Annotated in this window: 17 protein-coding genes and 3 tRNA genes; 8 read left to right on the top strand and 12 right to left on the bottom strand. The window is 71.0% G+C overall.

Features of this window, described 5'->3' with window-relative positions; translation table 11 throughout:
- Window positions 1-30: 30 nt before the first annotated feature.
- Entirely contained in the window at window positions 31-1,848 is a 1,818-nt protein-coding gene (locus tag O7623_RS13580; RefSeq protein WP_282228982.1) for a sulfatase-like hydrolase/transferase, read from the bottom strand.
- Window positions 1,849-2,037: 189 nt separating this feature from the next.
- Between O7623_RS13580 and O7623_RS13575 the strand changes: the two genes are divergently transcribed.
- The 6 genes from O7623_RS13575 (at window position 2,038) to O7623_RS13550 (ending at window position 8,458) form a co-directional block, all read left to right on the top strand.
- Window positions 2,038-2,673, top strand: a complete 636-nt coding sequence (locus O7623_RS13575) for a permease-like cell division protein FtsX (RefSeq protein WP_282228981.1) — start codon at window positions 2,038-2,040, stop codon at window positions 2,671-2,673.
- Complete coding sequence (locus O7623_RS13570) at window positions 2,670-3,284, top strand: SigE family RNA polymerase sigma factor (protein WP_282228980.1); 615 nt, start codon at window positions 2,670-2,672, stop codon at window positions 3,282-3,284. The genes O7623_RS13575 and O7623_RS13570 overlap by 4 nt, the downstream gene beginning before the upstream one ends.
- A gap of 26 nt (window positions 3,285-3,310) precedes the next feature.
- The gene (locus O7623_RS13565; RefSeq protein WP_282228979.1) at window positions 3,311-4,636 is read left to right on the top strand and encodes a histidine kinase; all 1,326 of its coding nucleotides are present in this window, start codon (window positions 3,311-3,313) and stop codon (window positions 4,634-4,636) included.
- Entirely contained in the window at window positions 4,633-5,298 is a 666-nt protein-coding gene (locus tag O7623_RS13560) for a response regulator transcription factor (protein WP_282228978.1), read from the top strand. The genes O7623_RS13565 and O7623_RS13560 overlap by 4 nt, the downstream gene beginning before the upstream one ends.
- 194 nt (window positions 5,299-5,492) lie before the next feature.
- On the top strand, window positions 5,493-5,930 hold the full coding sequence (locus tag O7623_RS13555; RefSeq protein ID WP_282228977.1) for a hypothetical protein: 438 nt from the start codon (window positions 5,493-5,495) through the stop codon (window positions 5,928-5,930).
- Window positions 5,931-5,932: 2 nt separating this feature from the next.
- On the top strand, window positions 5,933-8,458 hold the full coding sequence (locus O7623_RS13550; protein ID WP_282228976.1) for an FtsX-like permease family protein: 2,526 nt from the start codon (window positions 5,933-5,935) through the stop codon (window positions 8,456-8,458).
- 6 nt (window positions 8,459-8,464) lie between these two features.
- Here the strand turns inward: O7623_RS13550 and yicI are convergent, their stop codons facing one another.
- The 11 genes from yicI to O7623_RS13495 all read right to left on the bottom strand — a co-directional run bounded on the left by yicI (window position 8,465) and on the right by O7623_RS13495 (window position 17,881).
- Window positions 8,465-10,702 carry an alpha-xylosidase gene (yicI, locus tag O7623_RS13545; protein ID WP_282228975.1) on the bottom strand — a complete coding sequence of 746 codons (2,238 nt, stop codon included), beginning with the start codon at window positions 10,700-10,702 and terminating at the stop codon, window positions 8,465-8,467.
- A complete protein-coding gene (locus O7623_RS13540) occupies window positions 10,699-11,538 on the bottom strand; it encodes a carbohydrate ABC transporter permease (RefSeq protein ID WP_282228974.1) in 840 nt (279 codons plus the stop codon). Before O7623_RS13540 ends, yicI begins: the two co-directional genes overlap by 4 nt.
- Complete coding sequence (locus O7623_RS13535) at window positions 11,538-12,551, bottom strand: sugar ABC transporter permease (RefSeq protein WP_282228973.1); 1,014 nt, start codon at window positions 12,549-12,551, stop codon at window positions 11,538-11,540. The genes O7623_RS13540 and O7623_RS13535 overlap by 1 nt, the downstream gene beginning before the upstream one ends.
- A gap of 81 nt (window positions 12,552-12,632) precedes the next feature.
- Window positions 12,633-13,928, bottom strand: coding sequence for an extracellular solute-binding protein (locus tag O7623_RS13530; protein ID WP_282228972.1), 1,296 nt, complete (start codon window positions 13,926-13,928; stop codon window positions 12,633-12,635).
- Between the two features lie 36 nt (window positions 13,929-13,964).
- Entirely contained in the window at window positions 13,965-15,077 is a 1,113-nt protein-coding gene (locus O7623_RS13525) for a LacI family DNA-binding transcriptional regulator (RefSeq protein WP_282228971.1), read from the bottom strand.
- 282 nt (window positions 15,078-15,359) lie between these two features.
- A tRNA-Arg gene (locus tag O7623_RS13520) sits at window positions 15,360-15,432 on the bottom strand.
- Window positions 15,433-15,466: 34 nt separating this feature from the next.
- Window positions 15,467-15,548 (bottom strand) — tRNA-Leu (locus tag O7623_RS13515).
- Between the two features lie 333 nt (window positions 15,549-15,881).
- Window positions 15,882-16,019 (bottom strand): hypothetical protein, encoded by a 138-nt coding sequence (locus O7623_RS13510; protein WP_282228970.1) that lies wholly within the window; start codon window positions 16,017-16,019, stop codon window positions 15,882-15,884.
- A 127-nt stretch (window positions 16,020-16,146) separates the two neighbouring features.
- Window positions 16,147-16,491, bottom strand: a complete 345-nt coding sequence (locus O7623_RS13505; protein WP_282228969.1) for a hypothetical protein — start codon at window positions 16,489-16,491, stop codon at window positions 16,147-16,149.
- A gap of 186 nt (window positions 16,492-16,677) precedes the next feature.
- Window positions 16,678-16,753 (bottom strand) — tRNA-Arg (locus O7623_RS13500).
- A gap of 102 nt (window positions 16,754-16,855) precedes the next feature.
- Window positions 16,856-17,881 carry an alpha/beta hydrolase gene (locus O7623_RS13495; RefSeq protein ID WP_282228968.1) on the bottom strand — a complete coding sequence of 342 codons (1,026 nt, stop codon included), beginning with the start codon at window positions 17,879-17,881 and terminating at the stop codon, window positions 16,856-16,858.
- Between the two features lie 114 nt (window positions 17,882-17,995).
- On the opposite strand from O7623_RS13495, the gene O7623_RS13490 reads away from it, so the two are divergent.
- Both O7623_RS13490 and O7623_RS13485 read left to right on the top strand, forming a co-directional pair.
- Window positions 17,996-18,406, top strand: coding sequence for a PPOX class F420-dependent oxidoreductase (locus tag O7623_RS13490; protein ID WP_282228967.1), 411 nt, complete (start codon window positions 17,996-17,998; stop codon window positions 18,404-18,406).
- Between the two features lie 159 nt (window positions 18,407-18,565).
- Complete coding sequence (locus O7623_RS13485) at window positions 18,566-19,417, top strand: single-stranded DNA-binding protein (protein ID WP_282228966.1); 852 nt, start codon at window positions 18,566-18,568, stop codon at window positions 19,415-19,417.
- Window positions 19,418-19,499 lie beyond the last annotated feature (82 nt).

Genomic DNA, 19,499 nt, shown 5'->3' with positions numbered 1-19,499 from the left:
CGCTAGTGGCGCAGGCGGTCGACGGGAGGATCAGCGGAACGCGGTCAGGAACCGGTCCCGGAACTGGTCCATCTGCCACACCGGAGCCTGCCCGTCCGGCCGCAACCCGTCCTGCCAGTCCCAGTCGGCGACGAGGTCGAGCACCGCCGGATCCCGGGACACGATGGTCACCGGTACGTCGTGGCTGGCGCTCGGGCCCGTCACCACCGGCGACGGCTGGTGGTCGCCGAGGAAGACCACCACGAGATCGTCGTCCCCGCGCGCCTCGATGTACGAGATGATCGTGCTCAACGAGTACCCGACGGCCCTCGGGTAGTCGTCGCGCAGACTCTCCTCCACGGACCGGTTCTCCTGGTCCGCGGCCATCTCCTGGCGGTCGAAGACCGCGCCGTCGCGCACCGTGTTCCAGTTGACCAGCTGCGGCACCGGCGTCCACGGCGCATGACTGGACAGCAACGCCACCTCGGCCATCACCGGCCCTTCGGCGGCCTGACGCTCGAAACGGTCGAACGCCGACAGGACGTACTGGTCCGGGATCGAGGCGAAGGCGAACCGGTCACCGGCGTAGCCCATGTTGCGCGAGTCGTACACCTGGTCGTAGCCGAAGAACGCCCCTTCCGGCCAGGCCCGCGAGTTGCCAGGGAAGAAGCCCGACACCCGCCAGCCGGCGCGACCGAACGCCCGGGTCAGCGTCAACCGGTCGCTGGTGACCAGGCTGTGGTACCGCTGCTGGTTGTCCACCCACAGCCCGGACAGGGTGCTGCCGTGCGCCAGCCAGCTGCTGCCGCCGACCGTCGACGAGGTCAGGAACGCGCTGCGCGAACCGAACCCCTGCGCGGCCAGCCGCTGCGAACCGTCGTCGAGCACGTCCGCGACGTACGGGGCGAACTCCGGGGCGGTCACCGCGTCCCGGCCGTAGCTCTCCACGAACGCCAACAGCACGTCCTTGCCGCGCAGCGCGGTCAGCAGTTCGTCACCGGGCACGTCGCGGAACGCGTCCACTGCCGCCAGCTCGGCGAACTCCTGCCGGTCCCGCAGACTCGCACCGACCTGCAGCGTGTGGTCGTACGCCAGCCGGGCGGTGGCCCGGTCCGCCACCGGCAGCGCGAACGTGACCTGCTCCTCCTCGTAGACGGTCACCGTCGTACCGAGCAGGGCGAACACCAGCCAGCCGGCCGCCAACGCGCCGACCACCCCGCCGCCGACCCGTCGGTGCCCGGCCAGCAGCCGGGCCGTGCGCAGCGTGGCGAACACCGCAAGCGCCAGCACCGCGCCGGTGAGCAGTACGGCACCGACGGCCGCGCCGACCGCCGCCGCCCGCCCGTACGAGGCGTCGATGAACCGGTACCCGTCGGCCAGCAGTCCCCAGTCCATCACCGGGTCGAACGGGCGGGCCAGCACGGAGAAGAAACCCATGTCGGCGACCTTGAGCACGGTCAGCACCCCGAGCAGGACACCGAGCCCGGCCGCCACCGGGGTACGCAGCCGACCGGGCAGCACCAGCAGCAGCGCGGCCGCCACGACCGCCTCCAGCGGGATCCGGGCGAACGCCGCCGGCACCACGAGGTCCCGCTGGTACGGCAGCGTCATCGCCGCCAGCAGACCGGCCACCGCCAGCGCACTGACCGCCCAGCCGACGGTACGCCGTACCCGCTGCCGCCAGGGGACGGCCGCAGCCGGCACCGGTGTGTCCGCCGCCGCCTCCGCTTCTGCCCTTGCCTCCGTCGGCTCGACCTGCTGCGTCGGCTCGGCTGGCGTCGTCGGCTCGTCCGCTACCTCGGCTGCGGTCTGCGGGGTCGGCGTGTCAGCAGCGGGAGCGTCGGAGTGCGTGGCGGAGGACAAGATCACGACCTTCCTCATCGTCGACCAGGCGGCGTGCCCTGCCGGGCCGGGCTCCGCACGATATCTACACCGCCGGACACCCGACAACACGTACGGACCGCCGGGCCGGATCGATCATCCCAGGTTGGTGACCGGAACACCGGTCCGACCGGTCATCCGTACGACAGGGTCGCGCACGGACCTCAGGGAGCGGACATGGACCAGCTACGTACCCACTTCGAGCAGGCATTCGACGGCGAGCCGCCACCGGCGACGCCGGGCGAGGAACTGGCCCGCGCCGCGATGGCCGGCGGTGCCCGGCTGCGCCGCCGCCGACGGCTCACCATCGGTGGTGCCGCCGTCGCGGTGACCGCCCTCGCCGCTGTCGCGGCCGGCCTGGCGGTGCCCGTCCGGGACGCACCGGCCCCCATTCCCGCGCCGGCGGCGATGGGCCCGATGGGCTCCGGGATCTGCGCTGCGACAACCGCCGACGACCCGGCCACTGAAGTCGCCGTCTTTCTGGATGCCCAGGTCACCGACGAGCAACGGGCCGCCATCGACGTGGCGTTGCGCGCCGACCCACGGCTGTCGACCGTCCGGTACGAGAGTCGGCAGCAGGCGTACGACAGGTTCCGGGAGCTGTACCGGAATCCGTCACCGGGCCACGTCGTCGCGGAATCTGACCTGGTGGAGCAGGTCACCGTCGACCAGTTTCCCGAGTCTTTCCGGCTCACCCTGGTCGACCCGAACACCTATCCGCAGATGGAGCTGACGCTACGGGCGTTACCCGGCGTCGATGATGTCATCAGCAGCTTCTGCCCGCCCCGTGCGACCCAGCGGGAGGGCGAATGACCGGCGTACGGACCGTGGAGCCGGCCGCCGACGGGCTGCCGGTGCGACCGCCGACCCCGGCGACCCCGGCGGGCGGTCCGGTGGCCCGCTGGGCGGCGGCCCGTCGAGGGCAGCGGGCAGTCCGCGACGAGGCGTTCACGGCGTTCGTCGTCGACGCGGCACCCCGGCTGCGGCGGACCGCGTACCTGATGTGCCGGGACTGGCACCTGGCGCAGGACCTGACCCAGATCACCTTCACCCGGATGTACGCCGCGTGGGCGCGGATCTGGCCGGCGGCGAACCTGGACGCCTACAGCCGGCGGGTGCTGGTCAACGCGGTCGCGGACACGATGAAGCGGCGCAGCCGTACCGAACTGGTGCTCGCCGAGCCGCCCGAACCGTCGGTCCCGGCGCCGGCCGCCGCACCCGACCTGCAGGTCACGTTGCTGCGTGTGCTGGCCGAGCTGCCGGTACGCGACCGGGCGGTGCTGGTGCTGCGGCACTGGGAGGACCGCAGCGTGGAATCCGTCGCCGAGATCCTCGGGATGACCACGTCGGCGGTGAAGATGACCAGCATGCGGGCGCTGCAGCGGCTGCGTACCGCGCTCGGGGAGGACTTCCCGACCAGCTGATCCGACCGGCGACCTAGGCTGGGCGCATGCCCCCCGTGTCGACGTCGCCGGACCTGTCGACGTCACAGCGCCGGCCGGCGTCGCCGTACCGGTGGACGTTGCTCGACCTGGCGGTCGCGACGGCGGTGGCCACCATCGCCTGGCAGTACCGGGCCTCGCTGGCCGACCTGGTGATCGGCCTCGGCATGGCGGTGGCGCTGGTGTGGCGCCGCCGCCGTCCGATGACCGTCATGCTGGTCGTCGCCGGCCTGGCCGCGGCACAGCTGCTGGTCGCCCTCAGCGTGCCGGAGTTCTACGACGTCGCGGTGCTGATCGCGATGGCCGCGGTGGTGACCCACGCCGACCGGCAGTGGCACGCCGTACTGGCCGGCGGGATCACCCTGGTCGGCGTCGCCGTGCTCGCCGTCGACGCCAAGCTGCTCGCCGACGACTACCAGGTGCCCGGCCTCGCCGACTTCAGCGAGTACGGCGTCCTGATGCTGATCTGCGTGGCGCTCTGGCTGACCGCGTACATGTTGCGCAGCCGCAAGGAACAGACGGCGGTCGCCGCCGAGCGGGCGGCGGCCGCCGAACGGGAACGCGACCAGCTTGCCCGGCTGGCCGCCGCCGACGAACGGGCCGCGATCGCCCGGGAGCTGCACGACGTCGTCGCCCACAGCCTGGCGGTGATGACGGTGCAGGCGGACGGCGCCAGCTACATGATCGACCTGGACACGGAGCAGGCCCGCAAGGCCATGATCACCATCGGTGACACCGGCCGCGACGCGCTGGAGGACATGCGCCGCATCGTCGCCGTGCTGCGCGGGGTCGACGCGTCACCGGCCGCCTCGCAGCCCGGGACGGCCGGGGTGGCCGGAACGCCCGACGACACCGATCGGCGTCGGGCCGGAATTGCCCAGCTCAGCGCCCTGATCGAGCGGACCAGGGGGGCCGGTCTCGTCGTCGAGCTGAGCATCGACGGCGATCCGGCCCGGTTGTCACCCGCCGAGGAGCTGACCATGTTCCGGGTGGTGCAGGAGTCGCTGACCAACACCCTGCGATACTCGGGTCCCGGCACGGCTGTCACCGTGACCGTCCGGATCGATGCGGACACCGCCGAGCTGACGGTGATCGACGATGGCCGAGGGACGGTCGCCACCCGGCCGACCACTGCCCGGCCCACCACTGCCCGATCGACCGCCGGACCGGCGTCCGGCGGAAACGGCCTGCTCGGCATGCGGGAGCGGGTGGCCGTGCACGGCGGCGAGGTGACCGCCGGACCGCGGCCGACCGGCGGCTGGCAGGTCGCCGCCGTACTGCCGATCAGGTCCCCGGCGCGGGCCGGGACGGAGCCGACGGAGGTGACGTCGTGACGATCAGAGTCTTCCTCGTCGACGACCAGGAGCTGGTCCGCGCCGGGTTCGCGATGGTGCTGGCCGCCCAGCCCGACATGGCCGTCGTCGGTGAGGCCGCCGACGGTGCCGCCGCGCTCGCCGCGTTGGCAACCACCGAGGCCGACGTGGTGGTGATGGACATCCGGATGCCGGTGATGGACGGTGTCGAAGCCACCCGCCGGCTCCGGGCCCAGGACCGCGCCGACGCGCCGAAGGTCCTGGCGTTGACGACGTTCGACACCGACGAGGACGCGTTCGCCGCGCTGCAGGCGGGCGCGAGCGGCTTCCTGCTCAAGAACGTGCGACCCGCCGAACTGCTGGCCGCGATCCGGGTGGTGGCCAGCGGCGAGTCGGTCGTCGCACCCCGGGTGACCCGTCGGCTGCTGGACCGCTTCGCCGGGCACCTCACCCCGGAGCCGGCCGCCGACGACCGGCTCGCCGCGCTGACCGCCCGGGAACGTGAGGTGCTCGCCCTGGTCGCGGCCGGCCTGTCCAACACCGAGATCGCCAGCCAGCTGTACGTCGCCGAGGCGACCGTCAAGACCCACCTTGGGCGGATCCTCACCAAACTGGACCTGCGGGACCGGGTGCAGGCCGTCGTCTTCGCGTACCGGATCGGTCTGGTCCGTCCCGGGCCGTGACCTGTCCGGACTCCGGGCCGTGACCTGTCCGTCCCTTCCCCTGACCTGGGGCGTTGCGACCGGTATCGGACGGGACGTACGACCACGGTCGTACCCGGTCCGGCCCGCAGATCCGATCGTGCGCCGACGCGCCCGACACCCCCGCCGGCCGACGATGGTCATCGTTGCGAACCCCGACGATCGGAAGGCATCTGATGACCACCCAGTTCGACACCGGCACCCGCCGCCCCGCCGCGCTGCGACTGATCCTCCTCGGCGTGGTGACCGTCGCGGTGCTGGCCGCTGTCGCGTTCGGCGTCAACTACCTGTGGCAGCAGCAGTTCGGGCCGACTCAGGCGTCAGCCGCCGACTGCCGGCTCGCCCAACAGTTGCTCGACCAGACGAAGAACCCACCGAGCGAACCGGCCGAGGCCGAGCAGTGGGAACAAGACCTGCGCAAGATTCGCTACGCCCAGTTCGTCGATCAGGGGATCAGCACTGAGGTCGGCCGCTTCATCCACTGGTCCCGGGTCAAGGCGACCGGCGCGGGCGAGCGTCCGACCACGGAGCAGATCAGCCAGGCGCGCAGTAACGCCGAGGGCCACTGCGCGAGCAGCGGCGTCGAGCTGACCTTCCCTGACCTGGCATTCTGAAGATGAGTGTCATCAACACCGCCGTGCCGCGTACCCAGCTGCGCGGCATCCTGACCCGACCCGGCCGCCTGCTGCTCACCGGCCTGTCGGTGCTGGTCGCCGCGTTCGTGGTGGCCGGCGGGGTGCTCGCGTACGAGATCGTCGCCCGCACCACGCTGGACACCTTCAGCGACACCCCACCAGGCGCCAGCCTGGTGGTCACCGTGAACGGCACACTGATCGCTGACGAGCAGCGTGCCGCGATCGCCGCGTTCCCGGGCGTCAGCCAGGCCGTCGGTCGCGACGAGGTCCAGCTCGCTGTGGGCGACCCGTCGGCCGGCACGTCGATCCTGCTGGTCACCGACCCCGGTGCCGGACCGCTGGCGCGGACCACGCTGCTCACCGGACGGTATCCGACAGCGGGCGGCGAGATCGCGGTCAACCAGCGCGCCGTCGAACGGCTCGGCGTCACACCCGGCACCACCCTTCGGCTGTACGGCGGCGATCCGACCGCCGCACCGGTGACGGCGACGGTGACCGGCGTCGTCGACGGCCCGGACGCCAACTGGGAGCGGGCGTACACGCCGGACACGCTGCTCGCGACAGTGACGACGACCCCGGTCGGCTGGGGTCGGATCGACGTCGCCGCCGCGCCGGGGACCGACGTCGGCGGGCTCTCGGACGAGATCCTCAACTACCTCGACCGGGTCGACCCGCAGCTGTACCCCAGCGCGGCGCCCGGCGAATCGAAACGGCTGGCCGAGGCGCAGGACGCCGTGGCCCGCTTCGACCAGGTCTTCGCGCTCGCCGCGATGTTCCTGGCCGTCGCCGTGGTCGCCGCCCTGCTGGTCGCCTCGTCGACGTTCCGCATCGTGTTCGCCCAGCGGATGGGCCAGCTGGCGTTGCTGCGCCTGATCGGCGCCCACCGCCGGCAACTCGTCGTGGCGTTGACCATCGAAGGTGCGCTGGTCGGCCTGTTCGCCGGCACCGTCGGGGTGCTGCTCGCGGTCGGCGCCGGGCTGGCCGCACCGGCGCTCGCCGCCGCCGCCGGGCAGCAGGTCTCCCTGCCCGAGGTGCCGGTCGGGGCACTGGTGGCGGTCATCGTCGGGGCGGTCGTGTTGACCGCCGGCGCGGGACTGGTGCCGGCGTTGGCCGCTGCGAACGTCCCGCCGCTGCAGGCGTTGCGCAGCGCCGGCACGGTGACCGCCGAGTCGGGAATCAGCGCCGGGCGCCTGCTCGTCGGGCTGCTGCTGGCCGCCGCGTCGGGCGCCACGGTCGCGCTGACCATCTCCCGCGTCTCGGCACCGGAGGCACCGGATTCGGCAGGGACGCTGCTGGGCATCGTCGGGATCGGCGCCTTCGCGTTCGGTGCGCTCGTCGCACTCGGACCGCTGCTGATCCGGCCGGTGCTGGCAGTCGTCGGTTGGCCGCTGCGCAAGCTCCGGCCGGTCGGCACCCTTGCGGTGAGCACGGTCGGCGGAGTGCCGCGCCGGGCCGCCGCAGTCTCGGTGGTGGTCGCCCTGGGGGTGGCCCTCGTCGGTGGCGCGGCGGTTGGCGCCGCCAGCCTGCGCGCCTTCACCGACCAGACGATGGCCGCCCGCGCCCCGGCCGACCTGATGGTGGTCGGCCGGGACCAGCCGCTCACCCCGGCGGTCGTCGACCAGTTGCGGGCGATGGAGGAACTCCGCCACGTCACCCCGGTGGAGCTGCTCTCGTTCAACACCGACCAGTTGTCGTACACGGCTGTCACCATCGACCTCGACGCGCTGCCCCGGATGGCGGCGCTGGTCGTCGACGACGGCACGTTGACCAACGTCGGGCCGGGGCAGGCGGTGCTCGCGCAGAACCTGGCCCAGGATCTGGCGGCCGACGTCGGCGACCAGATCACCCTGACCGGTGACGCAGGGCAGGTGAGCGTCACCGTCACGGCGGTGCTCGGCGGCCGCGCACCGCTGGACACCGATGTGGTGCTGACCTCGGGCGACCTGGCTCTGCTCGGTGGCACCGACCCCACCGAGACCGGGGTGCTGGCCGACTTCGTCGGCGGCGACCACGGCGCGACAGTGGCCGCCGTACGGCAGCTCGCGGTCGCCAACGGCGCCGACGTGGGCGTGCTGGCGGATTACCGGGAGACCGTCGAGTCGGAGATGTCGTCGCTGTTCCTGATCGCGCTCGGACTGCTCGCCCTGACCGTGGCGATAGCGGTCGTCGGGGTCGGCACCACCACCGCGTTGTCGGTGCTGGAACGCACCCAGGAGGTCGGCCTGCTGCGGGCGCTCGGCCTCAGCCGACCCCGGCTACGGGCGATGATCCTGCTGGAATCCGGCATGTACGGGATCGTCGGTGCGGTGCTCGGCCTGGCCCTGGGCGTACCGCTGGCCTGGCTGGCGATCGAGGCATTGCAGTTGGGCACACCACTGGTGTTGCCGGCGGGCCAGCTGCTGGTGATCGTCGCGGCCCTGGGCGCCATCACCGCGATGGCCGGGTTGGCGCCGGCCCGCCGGGCCGCCCGGGTCAGCCCGGTCGCCGCCATCGGCGTCCCGGACTGAGCCCGGTCACCTCGCCGCCCGCACCACCTCGCAGTGGTAGCCCGACGATTCACCCGCGACCAGGTCCACGGTGGCCGTTGCGTCCTGGTAGCACACCTCGAACTCCGCGCCGGGGCCACCGTCGGGTGCTGGCACCCGTACCCGGGTCCGCTGGCCCGGCACCGGTGCGTACAGCCGCAGCGTCACGCCGTCGGCCCAGGGGTAGTCGGGTCGGTCGGTGACCGTCCCGAACGGGATGACCGCGCCGGGCCGGGCCAGCACGGGTACGCTGTCGAACCCGTGCTTCTCGGTGATCCACCCTGGGCCGGTGACCTGGGCACCGGTCATCAGATGGGTCCAGGTGCCGGCGGGCAGGTAGTAGGTGACCTGTCCGTCCGCGCTCATCACCGGGGCGACGAGCAGGTCCGGGCCGAGCATGTACTGCCGGTCGAGGTACGCGGTGGCCGGGTCGTCCGGGAACTCCACGATCATCGGCCGCATCACCGGTACGCCGTCGCGGTGGGCCTCCTCGGCCGCCGCCGCCAGGTACGGGATGAGGCTCAGCTTGAGCCGGGTGAAGCGGCGCAGCACGTCGACCGCCTCGTCGTCGTACGCCCACGGCACCCGGTACGAGCCGGAGCCGTGCAGCCGTGAGTGCGAGGAGAGCATCCCGAAGGCGATCCAGCGCTTGAAGACGGCCGGGTCCGGCGTGCCCTCGAAGCCGCCGATGTCGTGGCTCCAGTAGCCGAAGCCGGACGCGGCCAGGGACAGGCCGCCGCGCAGCGACTCGGCCATCGCCACGAAGGTGGACTCGCAGTCGCCGCCCCAGTGCACCGGGAACTGCTGGCCTCCGGCGGTCGCGGACCGGGCGAAGAGCACCGCCTCGCCCGGTCCGCGCTCGGCCTCCAGCAGCTCGAAGACGGCCTTGTTGTAGAGGTACGAGTAGTAGTTGTGCATCCGTTGCGGGTCGGATCCGTCGTGCCAGACGACGTCGGTCGGGATGCGCTCGCCGAAGTCGGTCTTGAAACAGTCCACTCCCATGTCGAGCAGGACCTTCAGCTTGCCCGCGTACCACTGCACCGCCGCAGGGTTGGTGAAGTCGACGAGCGCCATCCCGGCCTGCCACTTGTCCCACTGCCAGATGGAACCGTCCGGGTTGCGGACCAGGTAGTCGGCCTGCCGTCCCTCCTCGAACAGGTACGACCGCTGGGCGATGTACGGGTTGATCCAGACGCAGACCTTCAGGCCACGCTCGTGCAGCCGGCGCAGCATCCCCTCGGGGTCCGGGAAGGTCGCCGGGTCCCAGATGAAGTCGACCCAGTGGAACTGCCGCATCCAGAAGCAGTCGAAGTGGAACACCGACAGCGGCAGGTCCCGTTCGGCCATCCCGTCGATGAACTCGGTGACCGTCTTCTCGTCGTACGAGGTGGTGAACGAGGTGGAGAGCCAGAGCCCGTACGACCAGGCCGGCACCCGGGCCGGCCGGCCGGTCAGCGCGGTGTACCGGCGCAGCACGTCCTTGGGGGTGGGCCCGTCGAACAGGTAGTAGGTGAGCGACTGGCCCGGCACGCTGAACTGGGTCTGTGAGACCACCTCCGAGCCCACCTCGAACGACACGTGCTCGGGGTGGTCCACGAACACCCCGTAGCCGGCGCCGCTGAGATAGAAGGGCACGTTCTTGTACGCCTGCTCGCTGGCGGTGCCGCCGTCGGCGTTCCAGATGTCGACGGTCTGGCCGTTCTTGACGTACGCCCCGAACCGTTCGCCCAGTCCGTAGATGGTCTCGCCGACGCCCAGGGCCAGCCGTTCGTGCACGTAGGTGTGCCCCTCGGCGTCGGTCACCACGCCGATGCTGCGTTCGGAGGAGGAGGTGACCAGCCGGTCACCCCGCAGGAAGTCGACCCGCCACGGTCCGGTCAGCGCCACCCGGACGGTCAACTCGCCGGTGATCAGCCGCGCGCTGAGCCCGGTGACGGTCACCTGCACCGGGTGGTCGGTGCGGTCGGCGATCGCGAACCGGGGCTGTTTGGGCAGGCCGCCGGAGTGGTGTCCGATGGTCACCCCGGCCACGCCGGGGGCGGGGGAGAAGAACCGTACGGTGATCACCGGGCGGTTGAGGGTGTCCCCGCGGCCGGTGATCTTCCCGATCGGCGCGAAGACGGTCAGCGCGCGTCCGTCCGGTTCCACCTCCACCGACTCCACCGTGCCGGGGCGCAGCACGCTGACCCCGGGACGCAACTGCCAGTACCCGTCGGTGAACTTCACTTGTCGGCTCCTGCCGTGACGCCGCGCGCGAGGGTGCGCTGGAAGACGATGAAGAAGATGATCGCCGGGAGGATGCTCAGCAGCGCTCCGGCGTTGGTGGTGGGTGCGTCCATCAGCCGGTCGCCCTGCAACGAGGCGAGCGCGACCGGGACGGTCTGGGTCTGGTTGTCGATCAGCATGACCAGGGGGATGAGAAACTCGTTCCAGGTCCAGATGAAGAAGAAGACCAGCAGTACCGAGATGGTGGAGCGGATGTTGGGCAACACCACCCGCCAGAGGATCCGCCAGGTGCCGGCGCCGTCGAGCGCGGCGGCCTCCAACAGTTGGCGGGGGAAGGTGCCGAGCACCGAGGCGAGCAGGTAGGTGCCGAAGGCGGCCTGGATGACCGTGAAGATGATGATCACCGCCAGCCGGGTGTTGTAGAGCCCCGCCTCCTTGGCGAAGTGGTAGAGGGGGTAGACCAGCGCCTCCTGCGGAAGCATGTTGGCCAGCAGGAAGACGCCGACGATCCAGAGCCGGCCACGGACCCGGCCGATGCCGAGCGCGTACGCGCTGAGCAGCGAGACGAGTACGGCGAGGACCGCGACCGAGCCGGAGATGAGGATCGAGTTCCACAACTTGACCGGGTAGTCGACCTGCTCCCAGTAGGTGCGCAGGCCGGTGGTGTAGAACTCGGTCGGCCAGGACAGCGGCCCGTTGGTGGAGTAGTCGCCCGGTGCCTTGAATGCGTTGAGCAGCATGAACACGAACGGCACCAGCATGACGAGTGCGGCTGCGGTGACCAGGGCGAGCACGATCCAGCGGCTGACCCCACGGTGGTGCCGGTCGGCGGCCATCAGAGCCCTCCCCGGCGTTCGGCGCGGTGCTGCGCCACGAGGAAGCCCACCGCTATCAGGACGATGATCAGGGTCAGCACCATCGAGATCGCCGAGCCATAGCCGACCTCCAGCCGTTTGAAGAACGTGTAGTAGGCGAAGTAGGACGGCACGTTCGTGGCGTTCTCCGGGCCACCACGGGTCAGCGCGTAGATCGGGCCGAACACCTTCATCGCGGCGATGGTGCAGGTGAGGCCGACCACGAAGGTCTCCGGGCGGATCTGTGCCAGGGTGATCGACCGGAACCGCTGCCACCAGCCGGCGCCGTCGATCTCGGCCGCCTCGTACAGCTCCGGGTTGACCCGCTCCAGCGCCGCCATGAAGACGACCACCGGGTAGCCGAGCTGCACCCAGATCATCACGGCCATCACCACCGGCAGTGCGCTGTCCGGGTCGCCGAGCCAGTCGTGGCCCAACGCGCCGAGCCCGACCGCGTCGAGCAGCCCGTTGAGCGCCCCGTCGGGGCGCAGGATCCAGCCCCAGATGATGCCGGCCACCACGACCGGGAGCACCTGCGGCAGGTAGAAGGCGGCGCGCAACGCGGCGGCGGTGCGGGGACGGAACCGGCGTCCGATGGTGTCGAAGAGCACCGCGGCGAGTACCAGCCCGATCAGGGTGGGCAGCACCACCATCGCGATGATCATCGCCACCGTGTTCTGGAACGAGGTCCAGAAGACGTCGTCGGTGAACAGGTTCCGGTAGTTGGTCAGCCCGGTGAACCGGGGCTCACCCACGCCGGACCACCTGGTCAGCGAGAGGTAGCCGGTGTAGCCGAGCGGACCGCCGATGACGAGCAGGAACAGCAGCACGCCGGGCAGCAGGTAGAGCCAGTACACGGCCTTGCGCCCGCCGGGCCGGCGCGCGGACCGGCCGGTCGGGGCCAGGTCGGCCGGGGGTGACTGGGTCGGGGGTGACTGGGTCGGGGGTGACGCCGTCGCCCGCCCGGCGGCGGTGACGGTCTCGGGAACTGCCATGGGGATCCCTCCACGGCGGGACGGGCGCACGGTGACCGGTCGACCGGAGTACCCCGGGTGTGCGCCCGTCCCGACCGCCGCTCAGTCGCGCGTGATCTCCGCGACGCCATCCTGATAGGGCTTGGCGATCGCGTCGAGGACCTCCTCGGGCGACCTGGACTGGTTGATCAGCCCCTGCAGGCCGGAGACCAGCACGTCGTAGTAGCCCGGAACCGGCCAGTCCGGGTAGAAGGCGAGGCCGTCCTGGGCGCTGATGGTGTTGAAGTTCTCGATCAGCTTGCGGTCCTTCTCGTCGCTGATCGTCGCCGGGTCACCGGCCACCGGCACTCCGCCGTTGTTGCCGATCAACGCCTGGATCTCCGGGCGCAGGGTGATGTCGATGAAGTCGTACGCCAGGTTCTTGGCCTTGCTGGACTCCGGCACGACCCAGATGTTGCCCGAGGAGCCAGGGTGCAGGGTGGTGCCCGGGAAGAGGAAGGTGTCCCAGTCGTAGCTGATCTCGCTCTTGAACCGGCCGAACCACCAGCTACCGGAGACGATCATCGGTACGTCGCCGGCGATGAACGCGGTGCCCATGTCCTCGGCCTTGAGGCTGGCCGAGTCGCTGGACACGTAACCCTTTTCGACCCACTCGGCGAAGGTCTGGGCACCGTAACGCAGCGGGTCGGCCTGGAAGTCGACCGGGTTCTCGTAGAGCTGGTAGTCGTTGACGAAGGACCGGTCGGCGCGGGAGAGGGCGAGCAGATAGAAGAGCTGCCCGGCCGGGTACTCGGCGCCGGACATGCCCAGCGGGGTGATGCCCGCGTCGACGAAGGTGTCCATCGCGGCGGTCATCTCGGCCAGGGTGGTCGGGACGCTCACCCCGTGCTCGGCGAAGAGTTCCGTGTTGTAGTAGACCATCACGTACTCGCCGTAGTTGGGTACGCCGTACCAGGCGCCCGAACCCATCACCCCGTTGTCGTACCGGGCGGTGGTCTGCAGGCTGGGGCTGAGCGCGGTGTCCCAGCCGCGTGCGGTCGCCTCCTCGGTGAGGTCGGCGAGCAGCCCCTGCGAGGAGAGCAGGCCGGCGGTGGCGTTGCCCTTGTTGTACTCCATGATGTCCGGGCCCTCATCGGAGTTGATGATCATGCCCGCGTTCTGCTGGATCTGCTCGAACGCCTTGCGCTCGAAGCGCACCTCCACCCCTGGGTGCTCTTCCTCGAAGATCTCGATCGCCCGGTCCCAGGCGATGCCCATGGCGCTGTTCTCGCTCTCGTAGTGCCAGAGCTTGAGAACGTTCGCCTCGCCGTCGCCCGCGTCGTCGCCGCAGGCGGTCAGCCCGGTCGCCGTGAGCGCGGCCACCATGACCGCCGTGGCTACTCTGTGAAATCGTCGCATTGCTAATCTCCCTGATGAGTATCGAGCAGGTACTCCTCAAGCCCGTCGCCGCGTGCCAGCGCGGCGGCGGGCTACTTCGGTGTCGGGGGTCGGCGGGTCGCCGCCGGCCCCGTCGCCGCGCGCGGTGTCGCTTCGGGTACGCGGAGAGCCGCTGGACCCTCGGATCTCCAACGTGCACGGCAGTAGTTGCTGGTGGACTTCGTCGCTGCCACCGTCGACGTGCCGCAGCAGCGTCTCGATGGCGATCCGGCCCAGCGCGGAGCCGGGCGAGTTCATGGCGGTCAGTGCGGGCGTCGCCAGATCGGCGACCTGGGGCGAGGTGACCATGGAGACGACCGAGACGTCGCCGGGCACGGTCCGGCCCCGGGCGGTCAGCTCGCCGAGCAGGCCGAAGACGGCACTCTCGTTCATGGCGAGAATCGCGGTCAGGTCGGGTGCCAGCCGCAGAGCGGTGGCCAGTGCGGCCCGGCCCCCGGCCGCGCTGTCCTCGGCGAAGGTCGTCAGTGGCGTCAAGCCGTGTTCGGCCATCGCGGTGGCGAACGCGTCTCGGGTCCGCAGCGCCGGGCCGTAGCCTGCGGCAACGGCGTCGGCGGAGTGGTTGACGTAGACGATCCGGCGATGGCCGAGGCCGACCAGATAGCCGACGGCGTCCCGGACCGTCCGGTCGAAGTCGATATCTACGTAGGACAAGCCGGTGGTGTCGGCGGTGCGGCCGATCAACACCTGCGGTACGCCGATCTCCCGCAGCACGTCCACCCGGGGATCGTGCAGCTGCACCTCCATCAGCAGCGCGCCGTCGAGCATCCGCTGGCTGGCGAGGCGGCGCAGCTCATCGAGGTCGCCCGCGCCGATGGGCGAGAGCACCAGGTGGTAGCCGGCGGCGCCGGCGGCGGCTGCCGCACCGGTGACGAACGCGGTCTCGGTGGCGCCGAGCCCCCGCTCGTCCATCGGCATCAGCAGGCCGAGGATCCGGCTGCGCCGGCTGGCCAGCCCACGGGCCATCGCGTTGGGCTGGTAGCCGAGCTGGGCCATGGCGGCCAGCACCTTGTCGCGGGTCGCCGGGGAGATCGGCCGGGTGCCGGTGAGCACGTACGACACCGTGCTGGCCGACACCTGAGCGAGGCGTGCGACGTCCTGCATGGTGGCCATCGGACACCTCCCTGCGTGTCGCGTCGGGCCCGGTTCACCCGGCCGGTGGCCGGATGGACGGGCTCGGTGACCTTCGTCGAATCGCTTCGACGAAGCGGTTCGACAGAACGTAGGTCACGTGTTACGACCACGTCAATAGGCAATGACAGGTCCGCGTCAGCAACCTCGGTCCGTGACTGCCGGCCGACGTCCGCGCTGGCAGGGTGCCCAGTCGACGTCCGCCAGGCCCTAGCCTGGGCGCCGCTGACGTTCGCGGCTGAGCGGGTCGAAGTGCTGGGTGTGTGCCCCCGGGACGATTCGAACGTCCGACCCCGTGATTCGTAATCACGTGCTCTGTCCACTGAGCTACGAGGGCGTGCTGGTCGGTGCTGCCGGCACTGCCAGTGTCGTGTGCCCGGGGAGAGTCGAACTCCCATGCCTTGCGGCACCGCGTTCTGAGCGCGGCGTGTCTACCGGTTCCACCACGGGCACGTGGCGCGTCGCTACTGAAGGAAATTGCCGGGCGAGGGTCCGGCGACGAGTGGCGGGACGTCATGCAGGCGGCCAGCTGGCGACCGCTGGACTCGGCGCGGCGTCGTGTCGTCTCAGTCGGTCAGCGGCGGCGGTCGGCCACGGCGGCCGACAAGGCAAGTCGGCCACGAGGGCGGTGCAGCAGACCGAGCGACATCCGTCGCTCTCGCCGCATCTCCGGCTTCCTCATGGCTGCCCCTTTGGCGTGCTCGTCCCGATGGTCGTTGCGTGTTGCTGACTCGAACCGTAGGCGTCTCTGGCGGGCAGGTCCACCGATTTTCGCGTTGGGCCGCCTCAGCTCGCCCTGCGCTGCCTAGCCGGGTCTTCGGGATCGTCGAGCGGGCCGGCTACCCGAGCAGGGTCACTGTCAGCCAGCATGGCGTCGAACTCGTCCTCGGTCACGTCGAACTCAGTCAGCTCCTCGTGTTGCATGCCTCCCAGCATCGCACTCGTACGCCGATCAAGGCGTTGAGCTGATTCCCCGTCGTCAATGGTAGTCATTATCTGACGCCCTGAAGACGCCCTGATCTCGGGCCGACAACCCGGCTCGGCCGGGTACTCATGAGGTGACTCGATAGCGAGCCAGCATCGACAAGATGGTATCGATGCGGGCGGTCAGGGCCTCGCCGGCCGGGTGACGGATCCGTACCGAGGTAATCGTGGAGCCGGGGTCGTTGGCCAGCTCCAGGCGGAGTGCGCTGGTGCCGATGAGCGGATAGTCGTACCATCCGTGCGGGTCGTCGGTGTCGGTGGCGTCGAGTCCGGATGCGATGGCGTCCCAGTCCCAGTCGTCGGCCTCGTAGCGAACCAGCCCGGCGAGCGACTCGATCAGGGCGCGGACATTCGTAGTGAGAACCCAGCCGTCGGTGCTGGCTGACGGGCTCAGCTCGCCGTTGGTGCTCATCCGGTCAGGGTAGGGCGGGGCAGTCGGCAGCCCGGATCGCGGCGGCGGCCGACCCCGGAGATCGAGCGGGCGGCGGTCGACGAGGCCGCGCGGCACCTGTTCGGCTGATGGCTGTACGAATGGCTGTACGGGGTGGTTCTCGACCGTGACCGGGGTGGTCGTCAACGCCGTGACCTGCGGTGGTGGTGGTGCGCCCGGTAGGGTTCGAACCTACGACCTTGGGATTAGAAGTCCCCTGCTCTATCCGCTGAGCTACGGGCGCGCGGCGATCTTCGGCTGGCGTGCACATAGTAGTGGCCGCTGGTGGTCGTGACGAGTGGCCACGAAGCCGGCATGGGTGGTGTCGGCGGGGTCGGTTCCCTGGTCAGTCGGTTTCCGGCAGGCCGCGATCGACCGGCCGTCGGGCCTCGACCGGCTGGGCGGGGTCGGGGCCGCTCGGTTCGCTGGTGAAGTACGCCCGCAGCCAGCGGTCCAGTTCGCTGAACAGCTCGTCGCGGGCCGGTTGGCGGGAGAGGGTCAGGTCGTGCAGGCCGCCGTCGATGCGTACGACGGTGACGTGCCGGCCGAGCCGTGGTGCCCAGCGGGCCATGTGTTCGACGTCGAGGACCGCGTCGGCGAGGGTGGCCGCGTCGTGCCACCGCCGGCTGCGGTAGGAGCGGGACGAGCAGGCCAGCAGGACCGGCGCGGTGATCTGCAGTCCGGCGCGCAACTGCCGTTGGGCGCGTTGGATCGCGGCCAGCCAGCCGGCCCGTACCGGGAAGCCGGCCAGTGGCTTCCACGCCAGGTCGTAGTCCCATTCACCCCGTTGGGAGGCGTGCACGCTCTGCCCGTACACCCCGGAGAGCCCGACCGGGACGACGCGGTAGGGCGTGCGGTGGGTGAGGCGGCGGACGGCCGCCGCCAGCGGCCGGCGGACCAGCCAGGGGGCGTTGAGGTCGAAGAACGGGCTGTTGAGGAACAGTCCGTCCGGGGCGACGCCCTGGCTGGCGCGGGCGTCGGCCCAGATGGCGGCGATCAGCCCGCCGGTGGAGTGGCCGTTGACCAGCAGCGTCTCGTTGCCGTCCTGTTCCCGGATGATCCGGGCGGCGGCATCGAGTTCGGGGAAGTAGTCGCTGAGGTCGCGGCAGAAGTTGGGGGTCTGGTGCGGTAGCAGACTGCGGCCGTACTTGCGCAGGTCGAGGGCGTAGAAGTCCCAGCCGCCACGGACGAAGTGATCGGCCAGGTGGGTCTGGAAGAAGTAGTCGATGAAGCCGTGCAGGTACAGCACCGCACGCCCGGCGGGGCGGTCGGCGCGGCGGCGGACCAGGGTCGCGACGACCCGGCCTTCGTCGTCCGGGTCCAGCTCGATGACCTGCTGCTCGTACGGCGGTCCGAGAATGTCAGGCTGCACGATCTCGACCGTACCGCCGATGGGTTACCTGCGGGTAGGGCGGGCCCGGCGTCGCACAATCGTGAGGCGACACGTCCTTGGCGGAGGGCGGCGCGTGACACGGAGGAGGCGGACATGGAGTTCGAACGGGCGGCGGCGTTCCTGCGGACCAACCACCGGGCGGTCATGATCACCCGGCACGCCGACGGGCGGTTGCAGACCAGTCCGGTGCTGGTCGCCGTCGACGATGACGGCCGGGTCCTGGTCAGCACCAGGGAGGGCGCCGCCAAGGTACGGAATCTGCGCCGCGACCCGCAGGTGACCTTCTGCGTGACCACCGACCGGTTCTTCGGCGACTGGGTGCAGATCGACGGCACCGCCGAGGTGGTGGCGCTGCCGGACGCCCTCGATGTACTGATCGACTATTACCGGCGGATCTCCGGCGAGCACCCCGACTGGGACGACTACCGGGCGGCGATGCGCCGGGACAAGCGGGTGGCGGTCCGGGTGACGATCAGCCACGCCGGGCCGGACACGCACGGCTGACGCCCGCCCATAGCAGATCCACTGTGCCGCGCGCTGATTGTCCACAACCGCAGGCGTTGTCCACAGCCGCGATGGTAGCCGCTGGTCGCACTTCCGGTGCGGGGCGAGGCTGGGTGCCGAGTCGACTCGACCCAGCCCACGAACCCCTACGGAGATGCGATGTTCGATACGTACGTAACGGTTGTCGGCAATGTGCTGACCACGCCGGAGTGGCGGCGGACCACCCAGACCAACACCCTGGTCGCCAACTTCAAGGTCGCCTCGACCGCCCGCCGCCTCGACCGGGAGAACAACCGGTGGGTCGACGGCAACAGCCTGCGGGTGCGGGTGAACTGCTGGCGCAAGCTCGCCGAAGGGGTCGCCTCCTCGGTGATGCTCGGCGACCCGGTCGTGGTCGTCGGCCGGCTCTACACCCGAGACTGGGTCGACGGCGACGGCAACCCCCGCCTGCAGTACGAGATGGAGGCCGTCGCGGTCGGCCACGACCTGGCCCGGGGCCGGGGCCGGTTCACCCGTAACCGGCCGACCCTGGCGACCAGCGAGGTCGCCGGCGACGACCCGGAGCGGCGGGTGCAGGGCGAGGCCACCACGGAGGTACGGCCGGGCGAGGCGCCGCCGACGCACAACGAGTTGTTCGACGGCGACGACGACCCGATGTTCCTGGAACCGTCCGTCCCGTCCCCGGTGGAGGGCGAGCCGAACCGCCCCCGGCGGCCGATCACCCTGGCCGTGGACGTGCTCGCCGCACAGGCGGCCGACGCGCTCGGCGGTCTGACGCAGTCGGACGGCCCGCTCGACGAGGAGCCGCCCGACGGGGTCGACGAGCCGTCGCCGGGTGCGTCCGAACCGGCGACGCCGGGTGCGTCCGCCGACCGCCCGGCCGCTGACAACCCGGCAGGCAACCGACCGGACGGCGACGGCCCGGCCGGCGATCCGCTCCCGGTCACCGACCGGCCCGAGCCGGCCGGGCGGCAACGGCGCTCCCGCGCCCGGACGCCCGTGCCGGTCTGACCCTGTCGGCGGTGCGGGCGGCGGTGGTACGGCGTCGGGTGGCCGTACCACCGCACCCGGCGGCCGGACCGGGCCGACGTAA

It is taken from the genome of Solwaraspora sp. WMMD791 (genome assembly GCF_029581195.1).
Lineage (GTDB): Bacteria > Actinomycetota > Actinomycetes > Mycobacteriales > Micromonosporaceae > Micromonospora_E.
This window is presented reverse-complemented; position numbering and strand designations above follow the sequence as displayed.